This is a genomic window from Halomonas ramblicola (assembly GCF_030409215.1).
GTDB lineage: Bacteria > Pseudomonadota > Gammaproteobacteria > Pseudomonadales > Halomonadaceae > Halomonas > Halomonas ramblicola.
Genome location: NZ_JAUFPL010000017.1, coordinates 215,672 through 236,182 on the forward strand (window position 1 = coordinate 215,672; position 20,511 = coordinate 236,182).

A 20,511-nucleotide genomic window follows, 5' to 3' on the forward strand; every position below is an offset into this window, starting at 1 on the left:
GCCTTCCCCGGCATCGTCCCGTCCGCCGCCGGAGCCGCCGTCATGACCCGCTATGCCCTGCGTCGCCTGCTGATGACCATCCCGGTGCTGCTTGGCCTGTCGGTCATCGTCTTCCTGATCATGTCGCTGATTCCCGGCGACCCGGCCCAGGCGATCCTGGGCTCCTACGCCACGCCCGAGAATCTCGAGCGGCTGCGGGCCGACCTGGGACTCGACCTGCCACTGCCCCAGCAGTACCTGGTCTGGCTGGGCAACATCCTGCAGGGGGACCTCGGCCGCTCCTTCACCCTCAACCGTCCGGTGCTCGACGAGGTACTGGAGCGCTTCGGGGCGACCCTGATCCTCGCCGGCACCTCCCTGGTGCTCTGCGTCCTGGTCGGGGTCGCCGCCGGCATCGTCTCGGCGGTGCGCCAGTACGGCTGGTCGGATCGTTTGATCACCCTGCTGGTGCTGATCGGCATCTCGGTGCCGGCCTTCTGGCTGGGCATGCTGATGATCATGACCTTCGCGGTGGGCCTGCGCTGGTTCCCGGCCAGCGGCATGACGGCGGCCTATGGCGGTGGCGGCTGGCTCGACATCCTCCACCACCTGGTGCTGCCGGCCATCGCCCTGGCGGTGGTGGCCGCGGGGGTCATCGCGCGCCTGACACGCTCCAACATGCTCGAGGTGCTGCGCCAGGACTACATCCGCACCGCCCGGGCCAAGGGCCTCGACGAGGGGCGGGTGGTGCTGCGCCACGCCTTCAAGGTCGCCCTGGTCAACCTCATCCCGGTGATCGGCGTCCAGGCCGGCTTCGTCATCGGCGGCGCCGTCTACATCGAGACCGTGTTCCAGTGGCCCGGTATCGGCCGCATGCTGGTCAACGCCATCTCGACCCGCGACATCCTGCTGGTCCAGGGCGGCGTGCTGGTCGTCGCCGCCAGCTACGTGTTCTTCAACCTCTGCGCCGACCTGCTCCAGCACTGGCTCGACCCGAGGATCAAGGCATGATGGCCTTCCTCAGGCTGCTCGCCCGCAACCGCCTGGCGGCCTTCGGCGGCATCGTGCTGCTGCTGTTGCTGCTGCTGGCGCTGATCACGCCCTGGCTGCCGCTGCTCGACCCCGACGTCACCGACCCGGCCAACCGTCTCCAGACGCCCTTCAGCGCAGGTCACCCGCTGGGCACCGACGCCCTGGGCCGCGACATCCTCTCCCGGCTGCTGTGGGGCACCCGCGTCAGCCTGGCGGTGGGCATCGCCGCCTCCCTGGTGGCCGCCCTGGTCGGCTCGCTGATCGGCATCGTCGCCGGCTACTTCGGCGGGCGCACCGACAACCTGCTGATGCGGGGCATCGACATGCTGATGGCCTTCCCCTACATCCTGCTGGCCCTGGCCATCGTCGCGGTGCTGGGCCCGGGGCTGATGAATGCCCTCTATGCCATCGCCATCGTCAACATCCCCTTCTTCGCCCGCAATATCCGAGGCGTCACGGTGGGCATCGCCCACCGGGAGTTCATCGATGCCGCCCGCCTCTCCGGCAAGGGTAACCTGCGCATCCTCTCCAGCGAGATCCTCCCCAACGTCCTGCCCATCATCGTGGTCACCCTCTCCACCACCGTGGGCTGGATGATCCTGGAGACCGCCGGACTCAGCTTCCTGGGCCTGGGTGCCCAGCCGCCCCAGGCAGACCTCGGCTCGATGCTCGGCGAGGGCCGGCGCATGATGATCAACGCCCCCCATGTGGCCATGCTGCCCGGCCTGGCCATCTTCATCCTGGTGATGAGCATCAACCTGCTGGGCGACGGGGTGCGGGATGCCCTCGACCCACGCCTGAAGTCAGGGGCCCTCTCCCGGCCGGCGCCCATCACCCGGATCCGGCGCGGGGCAGCGCCCCCCGGGGACGGACGGCAGGGCCGGGCCGATGGCCTGCTGGCGGTGGACGACCTGCGCACCGACTTCGAGGTGGGCCGCACCACCTACCACGCCGTCAATGGGGTGAGCTTCGCCATCGGGGCCAACGAGTGCCTGGGCCTGGTCGGCGAGTCGGGGTCGGGCAAGTCGGTGACCGCCCTGTCATTGATGGGCCTGGTTGCATCGCCCCCGGGGGTCATCACCGGCGGCCGGGTGTGGCTCGGGGGACGCGACCTGCTCGCCCTCCCGCCCCGCGGCATCCGCCGCCTGCGCGGGCGTGAGGTGGCCTATGTGTTCCAGGACCCGCTCTCGACCCTGCACCCGCTGATCCGGGTCGGCGACCAGCTCGTCGAGGCCATTCGCCAGCATCAGCCCCTGTCGCGGCCGGCGGCCCGGGAGCTGGCCGTCAGCCTGCTCGACCGGGTGCGCATCCCCAATGCACAGCGTCGCGCCGACCAGTATCCCCACGAGCTCTCCGGCGGCATGCGCCAGCGGGTCGGCATCGCCATGGCCCTGGCCAATGATCCGGAACTGATCATCGCCGACGAACCGACGACGGCGCTTGACGTCACCGTCCAGGCGCAGATCCTCGCCCTCATCCAGCGCCTGCGCACGGAGAAGGGCACCTCGGTGCTGTTCATCACCCATGACTTCGGCGTGGTCTCCCAGATCTGCGACCGGGTCGCGGTGATGTACGCCGGCCGCATCGTCGAGATCGGTCCCACGGCGGAGATCCTCGAGACGCCTCGCCACCCCTACACCCGTCGCCTGATCGACTGCGTGCCCCGGCTGGGCGAGCCGGACAACGAGCCCGAGGCCATTCCCGGCCTGCCACCGGCGGCCGATGCCCTGCCACGGGGCTGCGCCTTCGCCGACCGCTGCGACCTGGTCGAGCCCGCCTGCCGGCAGGGCGAGATCGAACTGATCGCCACCGATGCCGAGCGCCGGGTGCGCTGCATCAAGCCGCTGGGCATCCCCACTGCCGCCTCCCAGGGAGAGTCCCGATGACCGCGCCCCTCCTCGAGATCCGTGGCCTGACCCGCACCTTCGGCGGCGGCCGCCGCTGGTTTGGTCCCCAGCGTCCCGGCGTGCAGGCGGTGCAGGGCATCGATCTGGACGTGCTGCGGGGCGAGACGCTGGGCATCGTCGGCGAATCGGGCTGTGGCAAGTCGACCCTGGCGCGCCTGCTGGTGGGCCTGGACGCCCCCACCGCCGGCAGTATCCGCTATGCCGGCGAGGACCTCCAGGCGCTGCGCCGGCGTGACCGCCATGCCCTGTCACGCCGCATCCAGTACGTCTTCCAGGATCCCCTGAGCTCGCTCAACCCGCGCCGCCGCATCCGCGACATCCTGGCGGCACCGCTGCGCCACCTGCGCGGCATGCGCGGCCAGGGGCTGGAGCGGCGCCTGGGGGAGCTGCTGGAGGTCGTCAACCTGCGCCCGGAGTTCATCGACCGCTACCCCCACGAGTTCTCCGGCGGCCAGGCCCAGCGCATCGGCATCGCCCGCGCCCTGGCGGCGGAACCGGAGCTGCTGGTACTCGACGAACCCGTCTCGGCGCTGGATGTGTCCGTGCAGGCACAGGTGTTGAAGCTGCTGCGCCGCCTCAAGGCGGAATTCGACCTCACCTACCTGTTCATCAGCCACGACCTCTCGGTGGTCGAGACCATCAGCGACCGGATCGCCGTGATGTACTTCGGCCGGGTGATCGAACAGGCTCCGGCGCGCGCCCTGTTCCGGACGCCCGCCCATCCCTACACCCGCCTGCTGCTGGGCAGCGCTCCGGTCCCGGGCGGTCCTGCCATCCAGGCGGAATCGGGCGATGCCGAGCTACCCGATCCCCTGGCGCCACCGCCGGGCTGCGCCTTCGCGCCCCGCTGCCCCCGCGCCCGGGCGCACTGCCGGGGGGCGCCGCCGCCCCTCGATCCGCTGAGCGGGCGGGAACGGCATGCCGCGGCCTGCTACTACCCGGTGGAGGGCGCCTGGCAACGCCAGGCACCCCCGCCGCCCTAGCCAGTCCCTCGAGGTCGACGCGGCCAGGCAGCACAATCCGGAAGTGACCCGCTCAGCGGGCCGGATCGTCGAGCCACAACGCGACCAGCCGGGCCAGGGCCTCGAGGGAGTCACGATGCACGCGCTCCCAGCCGTGGGAAGCGTCGGCGCCGAAGCAGGCCAGGGCGTTGCGCACGTCGGCACCGGCCCGGGCGGCCGAGTCGCCGTCGCACGAGTAGTACGGGAAGCAGTCGGTGGCGAAGGGGATGGCATGCTCGCGGCACAGCGCCAGCAGCCGGCGGGTCGGGAGCGGATGCAGGGGCCCCAGGGAATCCATCATGGCGATGGTGACGCCGCGCAGGCAGACGTTCTGCCCCTCTCCCTGGGCGGCGATGTCCAGGTTGAGGATCTCCCGGATGCCCTCGAACATCGGCCGGGTGAGCCCTAGGCCCAGCTCCTCGGCACAGGAGAACAGCAACCGGGTATCGCGTGGCTGCGCACCCGCCTCCAGCGCCGCCAGCACACAGGCGATCGCCGCCTTGTTGTCCAGGTGGCGGGCATTGATGAAGCCGGTGTCGGTCACCGCGATCCCGGGGTCGACGCTGACCAGGCTGCCCACGCCGATGCCGAGCGCCGCGAGTTCCACCGGGGCGGTCTCGACCAGGTCCAGGCGCAGGGCGACATGCTCCCAGTCGCTGGGCTGGGCATCGACCGCCTCGTTGAAGACGTGTCCCGAGGCCTTGTCCGGCAGCAGGGTGCCCAAGGCGGCGACTTCGCCCTGCCAGTCGTGGACCCGCACCCGCGCCCCGGGGGCGAAGCGGGCGTTCCAGTTGCCGACGGGGCGCACGCCCAGGCGGCCATCGGGGAACCGGCGCACCACCATGGCGGCCAGGGTATCCAGGTGGGCGGTGAGCGCCCGGCTCGGACGATCGCCGGGGCACTGGGCGATCAGGTCGCCCCGCGCGGTGCGCATGACTTCCAGGCCTTGAGCCTCGAGCCTGGGCGTCAGCCAGTCCGCCAGCGCCTCGCCATGCAGCGAGGGCGACGGGATCGCCAGCATCGCCTCCAGCTGCTGGATCAGGGACTGCGTATCGATGCGGTACATGCCCCTCCCTCCGTGGGAACGCCGTCAGCCACGATGATAACCCGGCGTGACGAACGGCAGCTTGCCGACGGTCATGGGCAGGCGCTTGCCGCGCACCTCGGCGAACACCCGGGTGCCGATCTCGGCCTGCTCGATGGCCACATAGCCCATCGCGACCGGCTGGCCGACGGTGGGCCCGAAACCACCGGAGGTGACACGGCCGATGGGGTTGCCGTCGGCATCGAACAGCTCGGCGCCCTCGCGTACCGGGGCGCGTCCCTCGCCCAGCAGGCCGACCCGCTTGCGCCGGTGGTCCTTCTTCTCCACCTGGTGGAGGACCAGGTCGGCGCCGGGAAAGCCGCCGGCACGCTCGCCGCCGCGGCGCCGCGACTTGCCGATGGCCCAGATCAGCGAGGCTTCCACCGGCGTGGTGGTGGTATCGATGTCGTGACCATAGAGGCACAGGCCCGCCTCCAGGCGCAGGGAGTCGCGGGCGCCCAGGCCGATCGCCGCCACCTCGGGCTCCTCGAGCAAGCGGCGCGCCAGGGCCTCGCTGCGCTCGGCCGGTACCGAGATCTCGAAGCCATCCTCGCCAGTGTAGCCGCTACGGCTGATCCACACTTCGATCCCATCGAGGGTGAACTTGCCGTGCTGCATAAAGACCAGCTCGCAGGCCTCGGGACAGAGTCGCGCCATCACCTCGGCCGTCCGGGGCCCCTGCAGGGCCAGCAGGCCACGGTCCAGCTCCTCGATCCGATGTCCCTCGCCCAGGCCGCGGCGCAGGTGGGCGCCGTCCTGGGCCCGGCACGCCGCATTGACCACCAGATAGAGATGATCGCCGGCGTTGACCACCATCAGGTCGTCGAGGATTCCGCCCTCCTCGCTGGTGAACAGCGCATAGCGCTGCATGCCCTCGGCAAGCCCGAGGAGATCGGCCGGCACCAGGGTCTCCAGAGCCTCGGCGGGCCGCGGGCCGCGCAGCAGCAGCTGGCCCATATGGGACACATCGAACAGGCCGCAGGCGGCCCGGGTGTGCTCGTGCTCCTTCTTGACCCCGAGTGGGTACTGGACCGGCATCGCGTAGCCCGCGAAGGGCACCATCTTCGCCCCCAGCTCGTGGTGGAGGGAATGGAGGGGAGTCTGCTTGAGTTCGCTCATGTCGTCGTCGCTCATGGTAACGAGGCCAGCAACGACGAGAGGTGCCCACGGGGGCACCTCTCGACGGGCGGTCAGCCTCAGGACTTGTCGTGGTCCAGCTCCTCGCCCGGCAGGATCTCCTTGCCTTCGAAGTAGTCGCGGGTCAGCTTGAACACCACCGGCGACAGCAACGCCAGGGCGATCAGGTTGGGAATGGCCATCATGGCGTTGAAGACGCTGGCGAGCAGCCACACGAAACCGAGCGGCAATACCGAGCCGGCGAAGATCGCCAGGATGTAGATCACCCGATAGTACTTGATGGCCCCCACCCCGAACAGGAACTCGAAGCACTTCTCGCCGTAGAAGGCCCAGCCCAGGATGGTGGTGAAGGCAAACACCGCCAGGGCGAAGGAGACCACATATTGGCCGACCCCGGGCAACGCATCGTTGAAGGCCAGGGAGGTCAGGGAGGCCCCGGTCTCGCCGGAGGTCCAGGTGGTGGTCAGGATGGCCAGGGCGGTGATGGAACACACCACGATGGTGTCGATGAAGGTGCCCAGCATGGCGATCAGGCCCTGGCGAACCGGGTTCCTGGTCTGGGCGGCGGCGTGGGCGATAGGCGCACTGCCCAGGCCCGCCTCGTTGGAGAAGACGCCGCGCGCCACGCCGAACTGGATCGCCTTGGCCACCGCCGCACCGGCGAAGCCGCCTGCCGCCGAGATCGGGGTGAAGGCATGCCCGAAGATCAGGCCCAGGGCGCTGCCTACCTGGTCGGCGTTGATGATCAGCACCAGCAGGCCGCAGCCGATGTAGGCGACGGCCATGATCGGCACCAGTTTCCCGGCCACCTTGGCGATACGCTTGATGCCGCCGAGAATCACCATGCCGGCCAGCACCATGATCACCAGGCCGGTGATCCAGTGCGGCAGATTGATGGACTGGCCGAGGCCGTCGGCCACGGAGTTGGACTGCACGGTGTTGCCGATGCCGAAGGCCGCCACGGCGCCGAACAGCGCGAAGGCGCCGCCCAGCCAGCCCCACTTCTTGCCGAGGCCGTTGCGGATGTAGTACATGGGGCCGCCGACGTGGTCGCCGGCCTCGTCGACCTGGCGATAGCGCACCGCCAGCACGGCCTCGGCGAACTTGGTGGCCATGCCCACCAGGGCGGTGATCCACATCCAGAACACCGCCCCGGGCCCACCGAGGAAGATGGCGGTCGCCACCCCGGCGATGTTGCCGGTGCCGATGGTGGCCGACAGCGAGGTCATCAGGGCGTTGAAAGGCGATACCTCACCCTCGCCTTCTTCGCCCTTGGCGGTGGTACGGCCCTGCCACAGCAGCTTGAACCCCATGCCCAGCTTGCGGATCGGCAACAGCTTGAGGCCGGCCTGCAGGTAGAGGCCAACGCCGAGCAACAGGACCAGCATGAGCGGGCCCCAGACGACCCCTTCGATGGCTGACAATAGATTGGTCAAGGTTTCCACGTGAATCTCCCTATGCGGTTGTTGTTATGCACTGCCGAGTACCGGGAACGCCCAGGCGATCTTGTTGCCTACTGGCGCGACCGGCGAGGTTTCGGCAGCGCAGACCCGCGTAACATAGCGGAATCCGTGCCCGATGCACCACCCGGACGAACGACGCAGAATCAACCCGGATGGCGGGAAAGGAAATTTGTTTCCTATACGAAACCTGCCGGCCTGCCGGCCAGCTCGACTATTGCCAGCATAGACGCCGTGCCAGAGGGCGTCGCGCCCATCGGTCGGGAGTCGGCGGTGAGCCGCCGTCCAGGCCCGCGGGCATCCCGCGGCTCCCCGTCCCACCAACGGCGACGCCCATGGCCACTGCGCGGCCCGCAGGCTGGACGTCTCGGGGATCGCGGGCCACCCTGAGAGGCGGGCGGGCCGCCGGACTCGCCAAACGCCGCCAATGGCGGTAGCATTCGCGCTATCCCGAAAACCATTTTCTTATAGGAAATTCCGATGAGTTCAATTCCCGCCAACCTGCGTTACGCCGAAAGCCATGAATGGGTGCTGGACAATGGTGACGGCACCGTGACCATCGGCATCACCGACCATGCCCAGGAGGCCCTGGGCGACGTGGTCTTCGTCGAGCTGCCCGAGGTGGGCCGTGCCCTCGAGCTCAAGGAGGAGTTCGGCGTGATCGAGTCGGTCAAGGCCGCTTCCGATCTCTACGCCCCGGTGGCCGGCGAGATCCTCGAGGTCAACGAGGCACTGGAGGACGCCCCGGAGACGGTCAACGACTCCCCCTATGAGGAGGGCTGGATCATGAAGGTGCGTCTCGACGACGCCGCCCAGCTCGACGACCTGCTCGACGCCGACGGCTACCAGGCCGTGGCCGACGCCGACGACTGACGTCGCCCCGGCGTTTCCCGCTTCGCCCCCGGCTTCCGGGCCGGGGTGCCTCCGTTCACCGATCCGTGTCGTCCACGACCGGTCCCGATCAATCGACAGGATGCCCCATGGCTCTCGACACTCGCCGCCTGGCCGACCTGGCCGCCCACGATGCCTTCATCCAACGCCATAACGGTCCCCGCGAGGAGGACGTGTCGGCCATGTTGGCCAGCCTCGACGCGGAGAGCCTGGAAGCGCTGATCGAGCGTACCGTGCCGGCGGACATCCGCCTGGGGCGTGGGCTCGACCTGGATCCGCCTCGCAGCGAAGCAGAGGCCCTCGACTACCTCAAGCGCCTCGCCGCCCAGAACCGCGCCTACCGGAGCTATCTCGGCCAGGGCTACCACGGCACCCACCTGCCCACGGTGATCCAGCGCAACGTCCTGGAGAACCCCGGCTGGTACACCGCCTATACGCCCTACCAGCCGGAGATCGCCCAGGGACGCCTGGAGGGCCTCCTCAACTTCCAGCAGATGGTCATGGACCTGACCGGCATGGAGCTGGCCAATGCCTCCCTGCTCGACGAGGCCACCGCCGCCGCCGAGGCCATGGCCCTGTGCCGGCGGGCCAACAAGAAGGCCAGGAGCGATGTCTTCTTCGTCGCCGACGATGTGCTGCCCCAGACCCTGGACGTGGTGCGCACCCGCGCCGCCTACTTCGGCTTCGAGCTGGTGGTGGCCCCGGCCGACCAGCTCCCCCGGACCGAGGCCTTCGGCGCCCTGCTGCAGTACCCGGGCGAGAGCGGCCGGGTGCGCGACCTGGCCCCGCTGATCGCCGGCGCCCGCGAGCGCGGCGTCATGACCTGCGTGGCCGCCGACCTCATGGGCCTGGTGCTGCTCACCGAGCCCGGGGCCCTGGGCGCCGACATCGTGGTCGGCAGCTCCCAGCGCTTCGGCGTACCCATGGGCTACGGCGGCCCCCACGCCGCCTTCTTCGCCACCACCGACAAGCTCAAGCGCTCGATCCCCGGGCGCATCATCGGCGTCTCCCGGGATGGGCGTGGCAACCCGGCGCTGCGCATGGCCATGCAGACCCGCGAGCAGCACATCCGCCGCGAGAAGGCCACCTCCAACATCTGCACCGCCCAGGCGCTGCTGGCCAACATCGCCGGCTTCTATGCCGTCTACCACGGTGCCGAGGGCCTGCGCACCATCGCCGGTCGCATCCATCGCCTGGCCACCATCCTGGCCCTGGGCCTCCGGGAGAAGGGCGTGCGGCTGGCCCACGACAGCTGGTTCGACACCCTGCGCCTGACCGGCATCGATGCCGGCAAGATCCATGGCCGCGCCCTGACCCAGCAGATCAACCTGCGCTACTTCGCGGGGGGCGACGTGGGGGTGGCGCTGGACGAGACCACCACCGCCCACGACCTGGACGTGCTGTTCGACGTGCTGCTCGGCGAGGAGCACGGCCTCTCGGTGCGCGAGCTCGACGAACGGGTCGTCGCCGAGGGCGTTTCCGGCATCCCCGCGGCCTGCCGGCGCGAGAGCGACTTCCTGACCCACCCGACCTTCAAGCGCTATCGCAGCGAGACCGAGATGCTGCGCTACCTCAAGCGCCTGGAGAACAAGGACCTCTCGCTGACCCATGCAATGATCCCGCTGGGTTCCTGCACCATGAAGCTCAACGCCACCAGCGAGATGATTCCCATCACCTGGCCGGAGTTCGCCGAGGTGCACCCCTTCGTGCCCCAGGACCAGGTGGCCGGCTACCGGCAGATGATCGACGAGCTGGCCGCCTTCCTGGTGGAGCTCACCGGCTACGACCACATCTCCATGCAGCCCAACTCCGGCGCCCAAGGCGAGTACGCCGGCCTGGTGGCGATCCGCCGCTACCAGGCGTCCATCGGCGAGGGCCACCGCGACGTCTGCCTGATCCCCAGTTCCGCCCACGGCACCAACCCCGCCTCCGCGGCCATGGTGGGCATGAGGGTGGTGGTCGTGGAGTGCGACGCCCAGGGCAACATCGACACCGACGACCTGAGCGCCAAGGCCGAGCGACACCACGATGACCTCTCGGCGATCATGATCACCTATCCCTCGACCCATGGCGTCTTCGAGACCAATGTGCGCGAGGTGTGCGCCATCGTGCACGAGCACGGCGGCCAGGTGTACGTGGACGGCGCCAACATGAACGCCCAGGTGGGCCTGGCCCGTCCCGGCGACTTCGGCGGCGACGTCAGCCACCTCAACCTGCACAAGACCTTCTGCATCCCCCATGGCGGCGGTGGCCCGGGTATGGGCCCCATCGGCGTCAAGGCGCACCTGGCGCCCTTCGTCTCCAACCATGTGGTGACCCCGATCGGCGGCGTGAATCCCGACTGCGGGGCGGTGGCGGCCGCCCCCTTCGGCAGCGCGGCGATCCTGCCGATCTCCTGGGCCTACATCAAGATGATGGGCGCCGCCGGCCTGAGGCGTGCCACCGAACTGGCGATCCTCAACGCCAACTACGTCGCCGCGCGCCTCGCCGCGCATTACCCGGTGCTCTACCGGGGCGAGAACGGCACCGTGGCCCACGAGTGCATCATCGACATCCGGCCGCTCAAGGCCGCCTCGGGCATCAGCGAGGAGGACATCGCCAAGCGCCTGATGGACTACGGCTTCCATGCCCCGACCATGTCCTTCCCGGTGCCCGGCACCCTGATGATCGAGCCCACCGAGTCGGAGTCGCGCTACGAGATCGACCGCTTCTGCGACGCCATGATCGCCATCCGCGAGGAGATCGCCCGCGTGGAGCGCGGCGACTGGCCGGCGGACGACAACCCCCTGGTCAACGCTCCGCACACCATGGCCGACCTGATGGACGAGAACTGGCGGCGCCCCTACTCCCGCGAGCTCGGCGCCTTCCCCACCGAGGCGGTCAAGGCGGCCAAGTACTGGCCCGCGGTGAACCGGGTCGACAACGTCTTCGGCGACCGCCAACTGGTCTGTTCCTGCCCGAGCATCGACGAGTATCGCGACTGAAGCGCCGACGCCTCAGTCGGCGCGCAGCGGATCACCGTAGCCGTGCAGCGCCTGACGGCGCTGCTCGCGGAAGTCCTCCAGCAGGCGAATGTAGCGGCGCGGCATCTCGGCGCCGCGACGCTGCACCAGGTGCAGACTCTCGTGGACCGCCACCGGCAGGTCCAGCGCCTTCACCTGCCGCTGCCAGGGCGAGGTCTCCAGTACCGGTCGTGACACCACCGTGAAACCCAGGCCACGCGCCACCGCATCCAGCACCATGCCCACCTCGTTGGTGAACCCCTGGCGCCGGAAATGGCTCATGGAGCGGAACTCCCCGGGGAAGTTGCCGCGCAACAAGGCGCTGGCGTGGTTGAGGCCGTCGAAATAGCTGACGAAGCCGATCCCCATCAGGTCGGTCAGGCCGGCGCCGGCGAAGTCCGCGGGCACCACCAGGCACAACGGCTCGCGGTGCCAGGGCGCCACCTCCAGGTCGGGGTGACGCACCGGGTCGGTGACGATGCCCAGGTCGTAGCGACCGGCCAGCACGTCCTGGGCGATCTCGTGGTTGAAGGCGAAGCTGTAGCTCACCGTCAGCCCCGGATGCATCTGCTGCTGCCCCAGCAGGAAGGGGTAGAGCATCGCCCCGACACTGCCAGGTGAGGCCAGGCGGCAATCGCCCGAGTAGGTGGAATCGGCGTCCAGGGAGTGGCGGAACTGCTCGTGCTCGGCGAACAGCTTCAGGGCGTAGTCGTAGGCGCGGCGCCCCGCCTCGGTCAGCGTGAAGCGCCGCCCGTGGCGCTCCAGCAGCGGCCTGTCCAGGTACTGCTCCAGCTTGCGCACGTGCTGACTGACGCCGGGCTGGGTCATCTCCAGGCGGCGTGCCGTCCGGGTGAAGCTTCCCGTCTCGACCAGGGTGATGAAGGTACGGAAATACAGGGCATTGAACATGGCAAGGCGGCCGTCGCGGACGGAGCCCCATACTAGCACCCCACCGGCCGCAGGCGTGATAGCATCGGCCTGAGAACCGGACGCCAAGGACGCTCCCATGCCCGACACCATCTCCAGCATCATTTCCCCGGAAGGAAGCCTCGAGATCCTCTCCCAGCACGAGGTGAGTCGCCTGCACGACACCTCGAAGGCGGGCCTGCACGACCTGCTGCGCCGCTGCGCCCTGGCGGTGCTCAACTGCGGCTCGCCCATCGACGACAGCCTGGCACTGCTCGAGGCCTACGCGGACTTCGACATCGAGGTGATCCCCCAGGACCGCGGAATCCGTCTCAAGCTCACCAATGCCCCCGCCGAGGCCTTCGTCGACGGCAAGATGATCCGCGGCATCCGCGAGCACCTCTCCTCGGTGCTGCGCGATATCGTCTACGTCTACAACGAGATCCAAGGCCACCAGCGTTTCGACCTGACCACCGCCGAGGGCACCACCAATGCGGTGTTCCACATCCTGCGCAAGGCCGGCACGCTCAAGCCGGGCCGCGACCCCAGCCTGGTGGTGTGCTGGGGCGGCCACTCCATCTCCCGGGAAGAGTACGAGTACAGCAAGGACGTGGGCTACCACCTGGGACTGCGCGAACTGGACATCTGCACCGGCTGTGGCCCCGGCGCCATGAAGGGCCCCATGAAGGGGGCCAACGTGGCCCACGCCAAGCAGCGACGCCGCCAGGGACGCTACCTGGGCGTCTCCGAGCCAGGGATCATCGCCGCCGAGGCGCCCAACCCCATCGTCAACGAGCTGGTGGTGATGCCCGACATCGAGAAGCGCCTGGAGGCCTTCGTGCGCCTCGGCCACGGCATCATCGTCTTCCCCGGCGGCGTGGGTACCGCCGAGGAGATCCTCTACCTGCTCGGCATCCTGCTGCACCCGGGCAATGCCGACATGCAGCTGCCGGTGATTCTCACCGGGCCGGCCGACAGCGCCGACTACTTCAAGCGTATCGATGAGTTCCTGGTCTACACCCTCGGCGAGGAGGTCCGCCGCCTGTACCGGATCATCGTCGACGACCCCACCGAGGTGGCCCGCACCATGCGCCAGGGCGTCGACGGCGTGACCGCCTATCGCCGGGCTCGCCAGGACGCCTTCTATTTCAACTGGCGGCTGACCATCGATCGCGACTTCCAGGAACCCTTCGCCCCCACCCATCAGGCCATGGCCTCGCTGGCCCTGGATCACCGAGAGCCGGTCCATGTGCTGGCGGCCAACCTGCGTCGCGCCTTCTCTGGGATCGTCGCCGGCAACGTCAAGGAGCAGGGCATCCGCGCCATCAAGGCCCACGGCCCCTTCCGCCTGCACGCCGAGGCGGAACTGATGGCGCGCCTGGACGACCTGCTGACCTCCTTCGTGGCCCAGGGCCGCATGAAGCTCACCGGCGAATACGAGCCCTGCTATACGCTGGGCTAACGCCGAGCGCCGCAGGAGGATAGCCACTTCCTCGGAGGCGTGGCGTGCAGGAGGCCAATTCATTGGGCGATTGGAGGCCGCAGGCCACCCGGCGGGGTACGTCAACGCCAGCATTCCCGCCGGGCGCCTGACGGCGCCAGTCGCGCAGCGGAGCTGCCCTCCTACGTGGCGGCAGGCGTCCCAGGAAGCAAAAGGCGCTAGCCAAGGGGGGCCTTGGGGCTTGCTCCTTGAAGCTTGTAACTGACCGAGTTCAGCGAGGAACCTTCACCCATAGCCACAGCGCATGCAGCAGCAGCCCCAGGGTGGTGGCGTGGGAGATCAGCAGCTCCCAGCCGATGAAGTCGGTGAACAGCGCATGCCAGGCACCCATGCCGACCAGGCCGGCGACCAGGCAGGCCCCCAGGCGTCCCAGCAGGCGCGGCAGCCGGGCCCGGGCCTCGGCGGCCAGCAACCGCCACTGCAGGCTGGCGACGACGAGCACCGCGACCAGGGCCATCAGGATCAGGTTGAGCCGGGTGCCGTGGCCGCCCACCAGATAGCGAGGCACGGTCGCCAGCATCAGCAGCGCCAGTCCCAGCAGCAGGCTGAGCCGCTCGGGGGTCGGCCGGGCGCCCACCTCAGGCCACCTTCAACTGCTGGGACTCGATCCACTCCTCGACCCAGGGCAGGGCCTCATCGTCCGCCATGAAGGTCTCCATGGCGTCCACTTCCAGGCGCTCGCCCAGGCGCTGGGCGCCCTGCTCCTCCAGCAGCCGGTCCAGTTGGCGACCGGCGCCGCAGAAGGTATCGCCGTAGGAGCTGTCGCCCAGGGCGATCAGGCCGTAGCGCAGCGAGGCGAGCCCGGGACTCTGCTCCTCGATGGCGCGGGCGAAGGGCACGAAGTTGCCCGGGAAGTCACCGCTGCCGGTCGTGGAGACGCAGAACAGCGCCAGGTCGGTGGGCGAATCGGTCAGGTCTTCCAGGGTGGGCTGGTCGAAGATGGCGACCTCGTAGCCGGCCTCCTCGAACACGGGCTTGACCTGCTCGGCGACGTCCAGGGCGCCGCCGTACATGGTTCCGACGAAGATCTTGAGCATGGGCATGTCACGGATTTACCTGAGAATTCTACTCGGATACTAACATGTCCCGCGCCTCCGGCGCATCCGCGGCGCCTTCGGGCCATCGCAGATCGCCATGGCCCTCGACGATTCGCCGCCCCCCCTGCGCGTCCGGCCGGGGCCCCGTATAATGCCCGGGTTTCCCCTGTACGGAGGGCATCATGCAGCAGACCTTCGAGGCCTGGATCACCCCGCTGATGATCGGCGGCCTGATCCTCTTCATGGGCTTCATCATCTGGGACCTGGCGAAGAAGTCCAACGCCGGCCGCTTCGGCACCATCATGCTGTTCATCGTGCTGGGCGCCGGTATGCTCGGCTATGTCCTCAAGGTGGTCATCACCTGGATGCTGGAGAACGGCGGCGGGGTCTAGGCCGCTCACGCAAGAGGCCACCCCGACGGGTGGCCTCTTGCGCGATGGCGGCAGCGCTCAGTGGGATTCGCCGCGATAGCCTTCCACCTGAGTCTTGAGCTTCTGCCCCGGCCGGAAGGTCACTACCCGTCGTGCCGAGATGGGGATCTCTTCCCCCGTCTTGGGGTTACGACCGGGCCGTTCGCGCTTGTCGCGCAGATCGAAGTTACCGAATCCGGAGAGCTTCACCTGCTCGTTCTCGCGCAGGCAGGCACGAATCTCCTCGAAGAAGGCCTCCACCATGGACTTGGCCTCGCGCTTGGAGAGGCCGAGCTCGGCGTGCAGATGCTCGGCCAGCTCCGCCTTGGTCAATGCACCCATCTTCATTCCCTCGTCTGGGGGCGGGATGATGGTCGACGCCTGCCCGGTCGCTTGCAGGGCGTCACCCACGCAGCTCGGCGCCCAGGTGCTGACGGGACTCGCCGACGATGGCATCGACCAACTCGTTGATTTCCTCGTCATTAAGCGTGCGCGATGGATGCTGCCAGGTCAAGCCCAGGGCCACGCTCTTGCGCCCTTCCGGCACCCCCTTGCCGCGGTAGACGTCGAACAGGTGGCTCTCCACCAGCCACTCCCCGGCCCGGCCGCGGATGGTGTCCAGCAGGGCCTGCACGGGCAGGTCCTCATCCACCAGGAAGGCCAGGTCGCGACGCACCTCGGGGAAGCGCGACAACGGGGTGAAGGCCGGCACTTGTCCCTGGGTCAGGGCATCCAGGCGCACCTCGAAGAGCACCGCATCGACCCTGAGCCCCAGCTCGGCACGCACCGCAGGGTGCAGGGTGCCGATCCAGCCGGCCTCCTCGCCACGGTGCAGGATGCGCGCGCACTGCCCCGGATGCAGTGCCGGGTGCTCGGCGGGCTCGAAGCGCCAGGCAGCGGCCTCGCCGCCCATTGCCAGCAGGCTTTCCAGGTCGCCCTTGAGGTCGAAGAAGTCCACCTCCTCCTGGCTTCCCGCCCAGCCTTCGGGCTCTCGAGTGCCGCAGACCAGGGCGCCGAGCATCGGCACCTGGCTGAGGTCATCGAGCTCGCCGCGGAACACCAGGCCGGTCTCGAACAGGCGCACCCGGGTCTGCTGGCGGTTGAGGTTGTACTCGAGCGCCCGCACCAGGCCCGGGAAGAGGCTGGCACGCATCACCGAGAGGTCGCTGGAGATGGGGTTGGCGAGTGCCGGCGACACCGCCTCGGGCAGCAGCGCCTGCTGCAGCTCGGGGGACACGAAGCTGTAGGTCACCGCCTCCTGGTAGCCGCGGGCGACCATCTGGCGACGCAACCGGGCCAGCGGTGTGCGTGCCTCACGGTCGGGGCGCAGCGCCAGGCGTGCCGCCGGACGACGCACCGGCAGGCGGTTGTAACCGTGGATGCGCGCCACCTCCTCGATGAGGTCCTCCTCGATGGCGATATCGAAGCGCCAGCTGGGGGCCAGGGCGCTCCAGCCATCGGCACGGCCCTCCACCACCATGCCCAGCCGCTCGAGGATCTCGACCACCTCCTCGGTGGGCAGCGCCTTGCCCAGCGCCTGCTCGAGGCGTGCCGCACGCAGCGGGACACGCCGCTCGGAAGGCAACTGCTCGCGACTCGCCACCTCCACCAGGGGACCGGGTTCACCGCCGACGATCTCCAGCAGCAGTGCCGTGGCACGCTCGGTGGCCTGACGGGTCAGCTCGAAGTCGACGCCGCGCTCGAAGCGGTGGGAGGCGTCGGTGTGCAGGCCGTAGGTGCGCGCCTGGCCCGCCACGGCCAGGGGCGTGAAGAAGGCCGACTCGAGGAAGATGTCGCGGGTCTCGGCACTCACGCCCGAATGCTCGCCGCCCATCACCCCGGCGATGGCCAGCGGGCCACGCTCGTCGGCGATCACCAGGGTCGCGGCATCCAGGCGCACTTCCTGGCCGTCGAGCAGCACCAGCCGCTCCCCTTCCCTCGCCAGGCGCACGATCACCGCTCCCTGGAGGTTGGCTCGATCGAAGGCGTGCAGGGGCTGGCCGAGCTCCAGCATCACGTAGTTGGTGACATCGACCACCGGGTCGATGGCGCGGATGCCACCGCGACGCAGGCGCTCGACCATCCACAGCGGCGTCTCGGCGGCCACGTCGACCCCCTTGATCAGCCGGCCGATGTAGCGCGGGCAGCGCGACGGATCCTCGACCCGCACCGGGAAGGTCTCGTCATGGGTGGCGGCCACCGGCGCCAGGGCGGGGCCCTCCACCGGCAGGCGGTTGAGCACGCCCACCTCGCGGGCCAGCCCCTTCACGCTCAGGCAGTCGCCGCGGTTGGGGGTCAGGTCCACCTCGATGGCGTGGTCGTCGAGCCCCAGCCAGTCGCGGAAGCCCTCCCCCAGCGGGGCAGTCGCCGGCAGCTCCATGATGCCCGGCGAGGTCTCCTCCTCGAGCCCCAGCTCGGAGGCGGAGCAGATCATGCCGCGCGATTCCACGCCGCGCAGCTTGGCCTTCCTGATCTTGAAGTCGCCGGGCAGCACGGCACCGACCCGGGCGAAGGGCACCCTCTGCCCCACCGCCACGTTGGGTGCGCCGCACACCACCTGGGGCGTCTCGCCGGAGCCGTCGTCGACGCGGCAGACGCTGAGCTTGTCGGCATCCGGATGCTGGCGCTTCTCGACCACCTCGGCCACCACCACGCCCTCGAAGGCGGCCGCCACCGGCTCCACGGCATCCACTTCCAGGCCGGCCATGGTGATCTGGTCGGCCAGCGCCTGGGTCGCCAGCGCCGGGGAGACCCAGTCGCGCAGCCACTGTTCGGAAAATTTCATGACAAATCCTGTGTTCAGCTTATCCGGTGGACGATCAGTCGAACTGGCGCAGGAAGCGCAGGTCGTTGTCGAAGAACAGCCGCAGGTCGTTGACCCCGTAGCGCAGCATGGCCAGGCGCTCCGCGCCCATGCCGAAGGCGAAGCCCTTGTAGCGCTCGCTGTCGATGCCGGAGTGGTGGAACACCTCGGGGTGCACCATCCCGCAGCCCATCACCTCCAGCCAGCCACTGTGGCCACACACCCGGCAGCCGTCGCCGTTGCACATCACGCACTGGATGTCCACCTCGGCCGAGGGCTCGGTGAAGGGGAAGTAGGAGGGACGGAAACGCACCGAGAGGTCTTCGCGCTCGAAGAAGGCGTGCAGGAAGTCCTCGATGGTGCCCTTGAGGTCGGCGAAGCTGACATCCTCGTCCACCAGCAGCCCCTCCACCTGGTGGAACATGGGGGTATGGGTCAGGTCCGAATCGCTGCGGTAGACGCGGCCCGGGCAGACGATGCGAATCGGCGGCTCGCTCGCCTTCATGGTGCGCACCTGCACCGGCGAGGTGTGGGTGCGCAGCAGCCGGGTGGCGTCGAAGTAGAAGGTGTCGGCCATGCCCCGGGCGGGGTGATGGGCCGGGATGTTGAGCGCCTCGAAGTTGTGGTAATCGTCTTCGATCTCCGGGCCCACCGCCACGTCGTAGCCGATGCGCGTGAACAGGCCCTCGATGCGTTCCAGGGTACGAGTCACCGGGTGCAGCCCCCCGCTCGGCTGGCCGCGCCCGGGCAGGGTCACGTCGAGGCGCTCCTCGGCCAGACGCGCCTCCAGGGCCGCCTTCTCCAGTTGGGCCTTGCGTGCCTCCAACTCACCGGCGAGCTCCTGCTTGGCCTGGTTGATGCGTTCGCCGGCGGACGGGCGCTCGGCGGGTGGCAGCTTGCCGAGGCCCTTGAGCAGTGCGGTGATCTCGCCCTTCTTGCCGAGATAGCGCACGCGAAGCTCGTCCAGGGCCGGGATGGTGTCGGCGGCCTGGATCGCCTGGCGGGCCTCGGTGACCAGGGTAGGAAGGTGGTCCATCCGTTGCGCTCCGAATTCGATGCTCCAAAAAAAACAGGGGAAGAGCGGCTGCTCTTCCCCTGCGGCGTCAGCGGTCGGCCGGCATGTACCGGACGACCGGGATCGACGCTGTCACTTACTGGGCAGCCTTGGCCTTCTCGACGATGGCCGCGAAGGCCGCCTTCTCGTTCACGGCCAGGTCCGCCAGGACCTTGCGGTCGATCTCGATACCGGCCTTCTTCAGGCCGCCGACGAAACGGCTGTAGGACAGGCCGTGCTGACGGGCGCCGGCGTTGATGCGCTGGATCCACAGGGCGCGGAACTGGCGCTTGCGCTGGCGACGGTCGCGATAGGCGTACTGGCCGGCCTTGATGACGGCCTGCTTGGCAACGCGGAAGACGCGACTGCGGGCACCGTAGTAGCCCTTGGCCTGCTTGAGGATCTTCTTGTGACGGCGACGGGCGACGACGCCCCGCTTGACACGTGTCATGGCTTACTCCTGACGAAAGTGGGTTCTACCAAGGGTTCAGAGGTTGGGCAGCATCCGCTGGATGAGCTGCTTGTCGGCGTCGTGGATCTGCTTCATCCCACGCAGCTGACGCTTACGCTTGGTGGACTTCTTGGTCAGGATATGGCTGCGGAACGACTGCTTGTGCTTGAAGCCGTTGGCCGTCTTCTTGAAGCGCTTGGCAGCACCGCTGTTGCTCTTGATCTTCGGCATGAGGAAAACTCCGCTCGAGGTTGTTAAGAAAACCCGGGGCCGGCGACGGGGATCACCCCGTCGCCCGTTTGACTGGCCGCCGGATCACTTCTTCTTGGGGGCAATGATCATGATCATCTGGCGCCCTTCCATCTTGGGGAAGGACTCCACGGTGCCGATCTCCTCGAGATCGGTGGCGATCCGCTCCATCAGCTTGCGGCCGATGTCCTGGTGCGCCATCTCGCGACCGCGGAAACGCAGTGTGACCTTGCCCTTGTCGCCACCTTCGAGGAAACGCGTCAGGTTCCTGAGCTTGACCTGATAGTCGCCCTCGTCGGTGCCAGGCCGGAACTTGACTTCCTTGACCTGGATCTGCTTCTGCTTCTTCTTCTGTGCCGCCTTCTGCTTCTTCTGCTCGAAGACGAACTTGCCGTAGTCCATGATCTTGCAGACCACGGGGTCGGCGTTGCTGATCTGCACGAGATCCATACCGGCAGCCTCGGCACGCTCCAGCGCCTCACTGGTGGGCACGATGCCCAACTGCTCGCCGTCGCTGTCGATCAGGCGTACCTGATCCTCGGTAATGCGCTCGTTCATCGGGGGACGCCGATCCTGGGGGCGTCCACGCTGGTTGCTACGCTTGATG

The 20,511-nt window shown here is 68.7% G+C and carries 19 protein-coding genes; 7 read left to right on the forward strand and 12 right to left on the reverse strand.

Annotated features, from left to right (window positions below; genetic code table 11):
* Positions 1-42 precede the first annotated feature (42 nt).
* Genes QWY80_RS05395 through QWY80_RS05405 form a run of 3 tightly spaced genes read left to right on the forward strand, consistent with a single transcriptional unit; the run spans position 43 to position 3,901 of the window.
* The gene (locus QWY80_RS05395; RefSeq protein WP_290229682.1) at positions 43-990 is read left to right on the forward strand and encodes an ABC transporter permease; all 948 of its coding nucleotides are present in this window, start codon (positions 43-45) and stop codon (positions 988-990) included.
* Positions 987-2,897 (forward strand): dipeptide/oligopeptide/nickel ABC transporter permease/ATP-binding protein, encoded by a 1,911-nt coding sequence (locus tag QWY80_RS05400; RefSeq protein WP_290229683.1) that lies wholly within the window; start codon positions 987-989, stop codon positions 2,895-2,897. Before QWY80_RS05395 ends, QWY80_RS05400 begins: the two co-directional genes overlap by 4 nt.
* Positions 2,894-3,901, forward strand: coding sequence for an ABC transporter ATP-binding protein (locus QWY80_RS05405; protein ID WP_290229684.1), 1,008 nt, complete (start codon positions 2,894-2,896; stop codon positions 3,899-3,901). The genes QWY80_RS05400 and QWY80_RS05405 overlap by 4 nt, the downstream gene beginning before the upstream one ends.
* 52 nt (positions 3,902-3,953) lie before the next feature.
* Here the strand turns inward: QWY80_RS05405 and QWY80_RS05410 are convergent, their stop codons facing one another.
* From QWY80_RS05410 to QWY80_RS05420, 3 genes are all read right to left on the reverse strand, one after another.
* Positions 3,954-4,985: a zinc-binding metallopeptidase family protein gene (locus QWY80_RS05410; RefSeq protein ID WP_290229685.1), complete on the reverse strand. Its 1,032-nt coding sequence runs from the start codon at positions 4,983-4,985 to the stop codon at positions 3,954-3,956.
* A gap of 24 nt (positions 4,986-5,009) precedes the next feature.
* Positions 5,010-6,122, reverse strand: coding sequence for a glycine cleavage system aminomethyltransferase GcvT (gene gcvT / locus QWY80_RS05415; protein ID WP_290229686.1), 1,113 nt, complete (start codon positions 6,120-6,122; stop codon positions 5,010-5,012).
* A 77-nt stretch (positions 6,123-6,199) separates the two neighbouring features.
* Positions 6,200-7,585 (reverse strand): alanine/glycine:cation symporter family protein, encoded by a 1,386-nt coding sequence (locus QWY80_RS05420; protein ID WP_290229687.1) that lies wholly within the window; start codon positions 7,583-7,585, stop codon positions 6,200-6,202.
* Between the two features lie 495 nt (positions 7,586-8,080).
* Here QWY80_RS05420 and gcvH point away from each other — a divergent pair, with 495 nt between their 5' ends.
* Both gcvH and gcvP read left to right on the forward strand, forming a co-directional pair.
* The gene (gene gcvH, locus QWY80_RS05425) at positions 8,081-8,473 is read left to right on the forward strand and encodes a glycine cleavage system protein GcvH (RefSeq protein WP_290229688.1); all 393 of its coding nucleotides are present in this window, start codon (positions 8,081-8,083) and stop codon (positions 8,471-8,473) included.
* Positions 8,474-8,580: 107 nt separating this feature from the next.
* A complete protein-coding gene (gene gcvP, locus QWY80_RS05430) occupies positions 8,581-11,475 on the forward strand; it encodes an aminomethyl-transferring glycine dehydrogenase (RefSeq protein ID WP_290229689.1) in 2,895 nt (964 codons plus the stop codon).
* 12 nt (positions 11,476-11,487) lie between these two features.
* On the opposite strand, the gene QWY80_RS05435 is transcribed toward gcvP, so the two are convergent.
* The gene (locus tag QWY80_RS05435; protein ID WP_290229690.1) at positions 11,488-12,402 is read right to left on the reverse strand and encodes a LysR family transcriptional regulator; all 915 of its coding nucleotides are present in this window, start codon (positions 12,400-12,402) and stop codon (positions 11,488-11,490) included.
* Positions 12,403-12,499: 97 nt separating this feature from the next.
* Between QWY80_RS05435 and ppnN the strand changes: the two genes are divergently transcribed.
* On the forward strand, positions 12,500-13,861 hold the full coding sequence (gene ppnN / locus QWY80_RS05440; RefSeq protein WP_290229691.1) for a nucleotide 5'-monophosphate nucleosidase PpnN: 1,362 nt from the start codon (positions 12,500-12,502) through the stop codon (positions 13,859-13,861).
* 250 nt (positions 13,862-14,111) lie between these two features.
* On the opposite strand, the gene QWY80_RS05445 is transcribed toward ppnN, so the two are convergent.
* Entirely contained in the window at positions 14,112-14,477 is a 366-nt protein-coding gene (locus tag QWY80_RS05445; protein ID WP_290229692.1) for a hypothetical protein, read from the reverse strand.
* A 1-nt stretch (position 14,478) separates the two neighbouring features.
* Positions 14,479-14,943: a flavodoxin gene (locus QWY80_RS05450; protein WP_290229693.1), complete on the reverse strand. Its 465-nt coding sequence runs from the start codon at positions 14,941-14,943 to the stop codon at positions 14,479-14,481.
* 176 nt (positions 14,944-15,119) lie between these two features.
* On the opposite strand from QWY80_RS05450, the gene QWY80_RS05455 reads away from it, so the two are divergent.
* Positions 15,120-15,329, forward strand: a complete 210-nt coding sequence (locus QWY80_RS05455) for a DUF2788 domain-containing protein (RefSeq protein ID WP_290229694.1) — start codon at positions 15,120-15,122, stop codon at positions 15,327-15,329.
* A gap of 57 nt (positions 15,330-15,386) precedes the next feature.
* Here the strand turns inward: QWY80_RS05455 and ihfA are convergent, their stop codons facing one another.
* The 6 genes from ihfA to infC form a co-directional block, all read right to left on the reverse strand.
* Complete coding sequence (gene ihfA, locus QWY80_RS05460) at positions 15,387-15,689, reverse strand: integration host factor subunit alpha (RefSeq protein ID WP_290229695.1); 303 nt, start codon at positions 15,687-15,689, stop codon at positions 15,387-15,389.
* A 61-nt stretch (positions 15,690-15,750) separates the two neighbouring features.
* Entirely contained in the window at positions 15,751-18,132 is a 2,382-nt protein-coding gene (gene pheT, locus QWY80_RS05465) for a phenylalanine--tRNA ligase subunit beta (protein WP_290229696.1), read from the reverse strand.
* A gap of 34 nt (positions 18,133-18,166) precedes the next feature.
* Positions 18,167-19,186, reverse strand: coding sequence for a phenylalanine--tRNA ligase subunit alpha (gene pheS, locus QWY80_RS05470; protein WP_290229697.1), 1,020 nt, complete (start codon positions 19,184-19,186; stop codon positions 18,167-18,169).
* Positions 19,187-19,301: 115 nt separating this feature from the next.
* Positions 19,302-19,655 (reverse strand): 50S ribosomal protein L20, encoded by a 354-nt coding sequence (gene rplT, locus QWY80_RS05475; RefSeq protein WP_013332273.1) that lies wholly within the window; start codon positions 19,653-19,655, stop codon positions 19,302-19,304.
* 36 nt (positions 19,656-19,691) lie between these two features.
* Positions 19,692-19,886, reverse strand: coding sequence for a 50S ribosomal protein L35 (gene rpmI / locus QWY80_RS05480; RefSeq protein ID WP_102586569.1), 195 nt, complete (start codon positions 19,884-19,886; stop codon positions 19,692-19,694).
* Positions 19,887-19,970: 84 nt separating this feature from the next.
* Positions 19,971-20,510: a translation initiation factor IF-3 gene (gene infC, locus QWY80_RS05485; protein ID WP_290229921.1), complete on the reverse strand. Its 540-nt coding sequence runs from the start codon at positions 20,508-20,510 to the stop codon at positions 19,971-19,973.
* Between the last annotated feature and the right edge of the window lies 1 nt (position 20,511).

Bases quoted from the DNA above. Each gene is read 5' to 3' on its own strand.
- QWY80_RS05435 (WP_290229690.1), bottom strand. From the start codon at position 12,402: ATGTTCAATGCCCTGTATTTCCGTACCTTCATCACCCTGGTCGAGACG.
- ihfA (WP_290229695.1), bottom strand. From the start codon at position 15,689: ATGGGTGCATTGACCAAGGCGGAGCTGGCCGAGCATCTGCACGCCGAG.
- gcvT (WP_290229686.1), bottom strand. From the start codon at position 6,122: ATGAGCGAACTCAAGCAGACTCCCCTCCATTCCCTCCACCACGAGCTG.
- gcvH (WP_290229688.1), top strand. From the start codon at position 8,081: ATGAGTTCAATTCCCGCCAACCTGCGTTACGCCGAAAGCCATGAATGG.
- pheT (WP_290229696.1), bottom strand. From the start codon at position 18,132: ATGAAATTTTCCGAACAGTGGCTGCGCGACTGGGTCTCCCCGGCGCTG.
- pheS (WP_290229697.1), bottom strand. From the start codon at position 19,186: ATGGACCACCTTCCTACCCTGGTCACCGAGGCCCGCCAGGCGATCCAG.
- QWY80_RS05405 (WP_290229684.1), top strand. From the start codon at position 2,894: ATGACCGCGCCCCTCCTCGAGATCCGTGGCCTGACCCGCACCTTCGGC.
- QWY80_RS05410 (WP_290229685.1), bottom strand. From the start codon at position 4,985: ATGTACCGCATCGATACGCAGTCCCTGATCCAGCAGCTGGAGGCGATG.
- rplT (WP_013332273.1), bottom strand. From the start codon at position 19,655: ATGACACGTGTCAAGCGGGGCGTCGTCGCCCGTCGCCGTCACAAGAAG.
- rpmI (WP_102586569.1), bottom strand. From the start codon at position 19,886: ATGCCGAAGATCAAGAGCAACAGCGGTGCTGCCAAGCGCTTCAAGAAG.
- QWY80_RS05450 (WP_290229693.1), bottom strand. From the start codon at position 14,943: ATGCCCATGCTCAAGATCTTCGTCGGAACCATGTACGGCGGCGCCCTG.
- ppnN (WP_290229691.1), top strand. From the start codon at position 12,500: ATGCCCGACACCATCTCCAGCATCATTTCCCCGGAAGGAAGCCTCGAG.
- QWY80_RS05400 (WP_290229683.1), top strand. From the start codon at position 987: ATGATGGCCTTCCTCAGGCTGCTCGCCCGCAACCGCCTGGCGGCCTTC.
- gcvP (WP_290229689.1), top strand. From the start codon at position 8,581: ATGGCTCTCGACACTCGCCGCCTGGCCGACCTGGCCGCCCACGATGCC.
- QWY80_RS05455 (WP_290229694.1), top strand. From the start codon at position 15,120: ATGCAGCAGACCTTCGAGGCCTGGATCACCCCGCTGATGATCGGCGGC.
- QWY80_RS05395 (WP_290229682.1), top strand. From the start codon at position 43: ATGACCCGCTATGCCCTGCGTCGCCTGCTGATGACCATCCCGGTGCTG.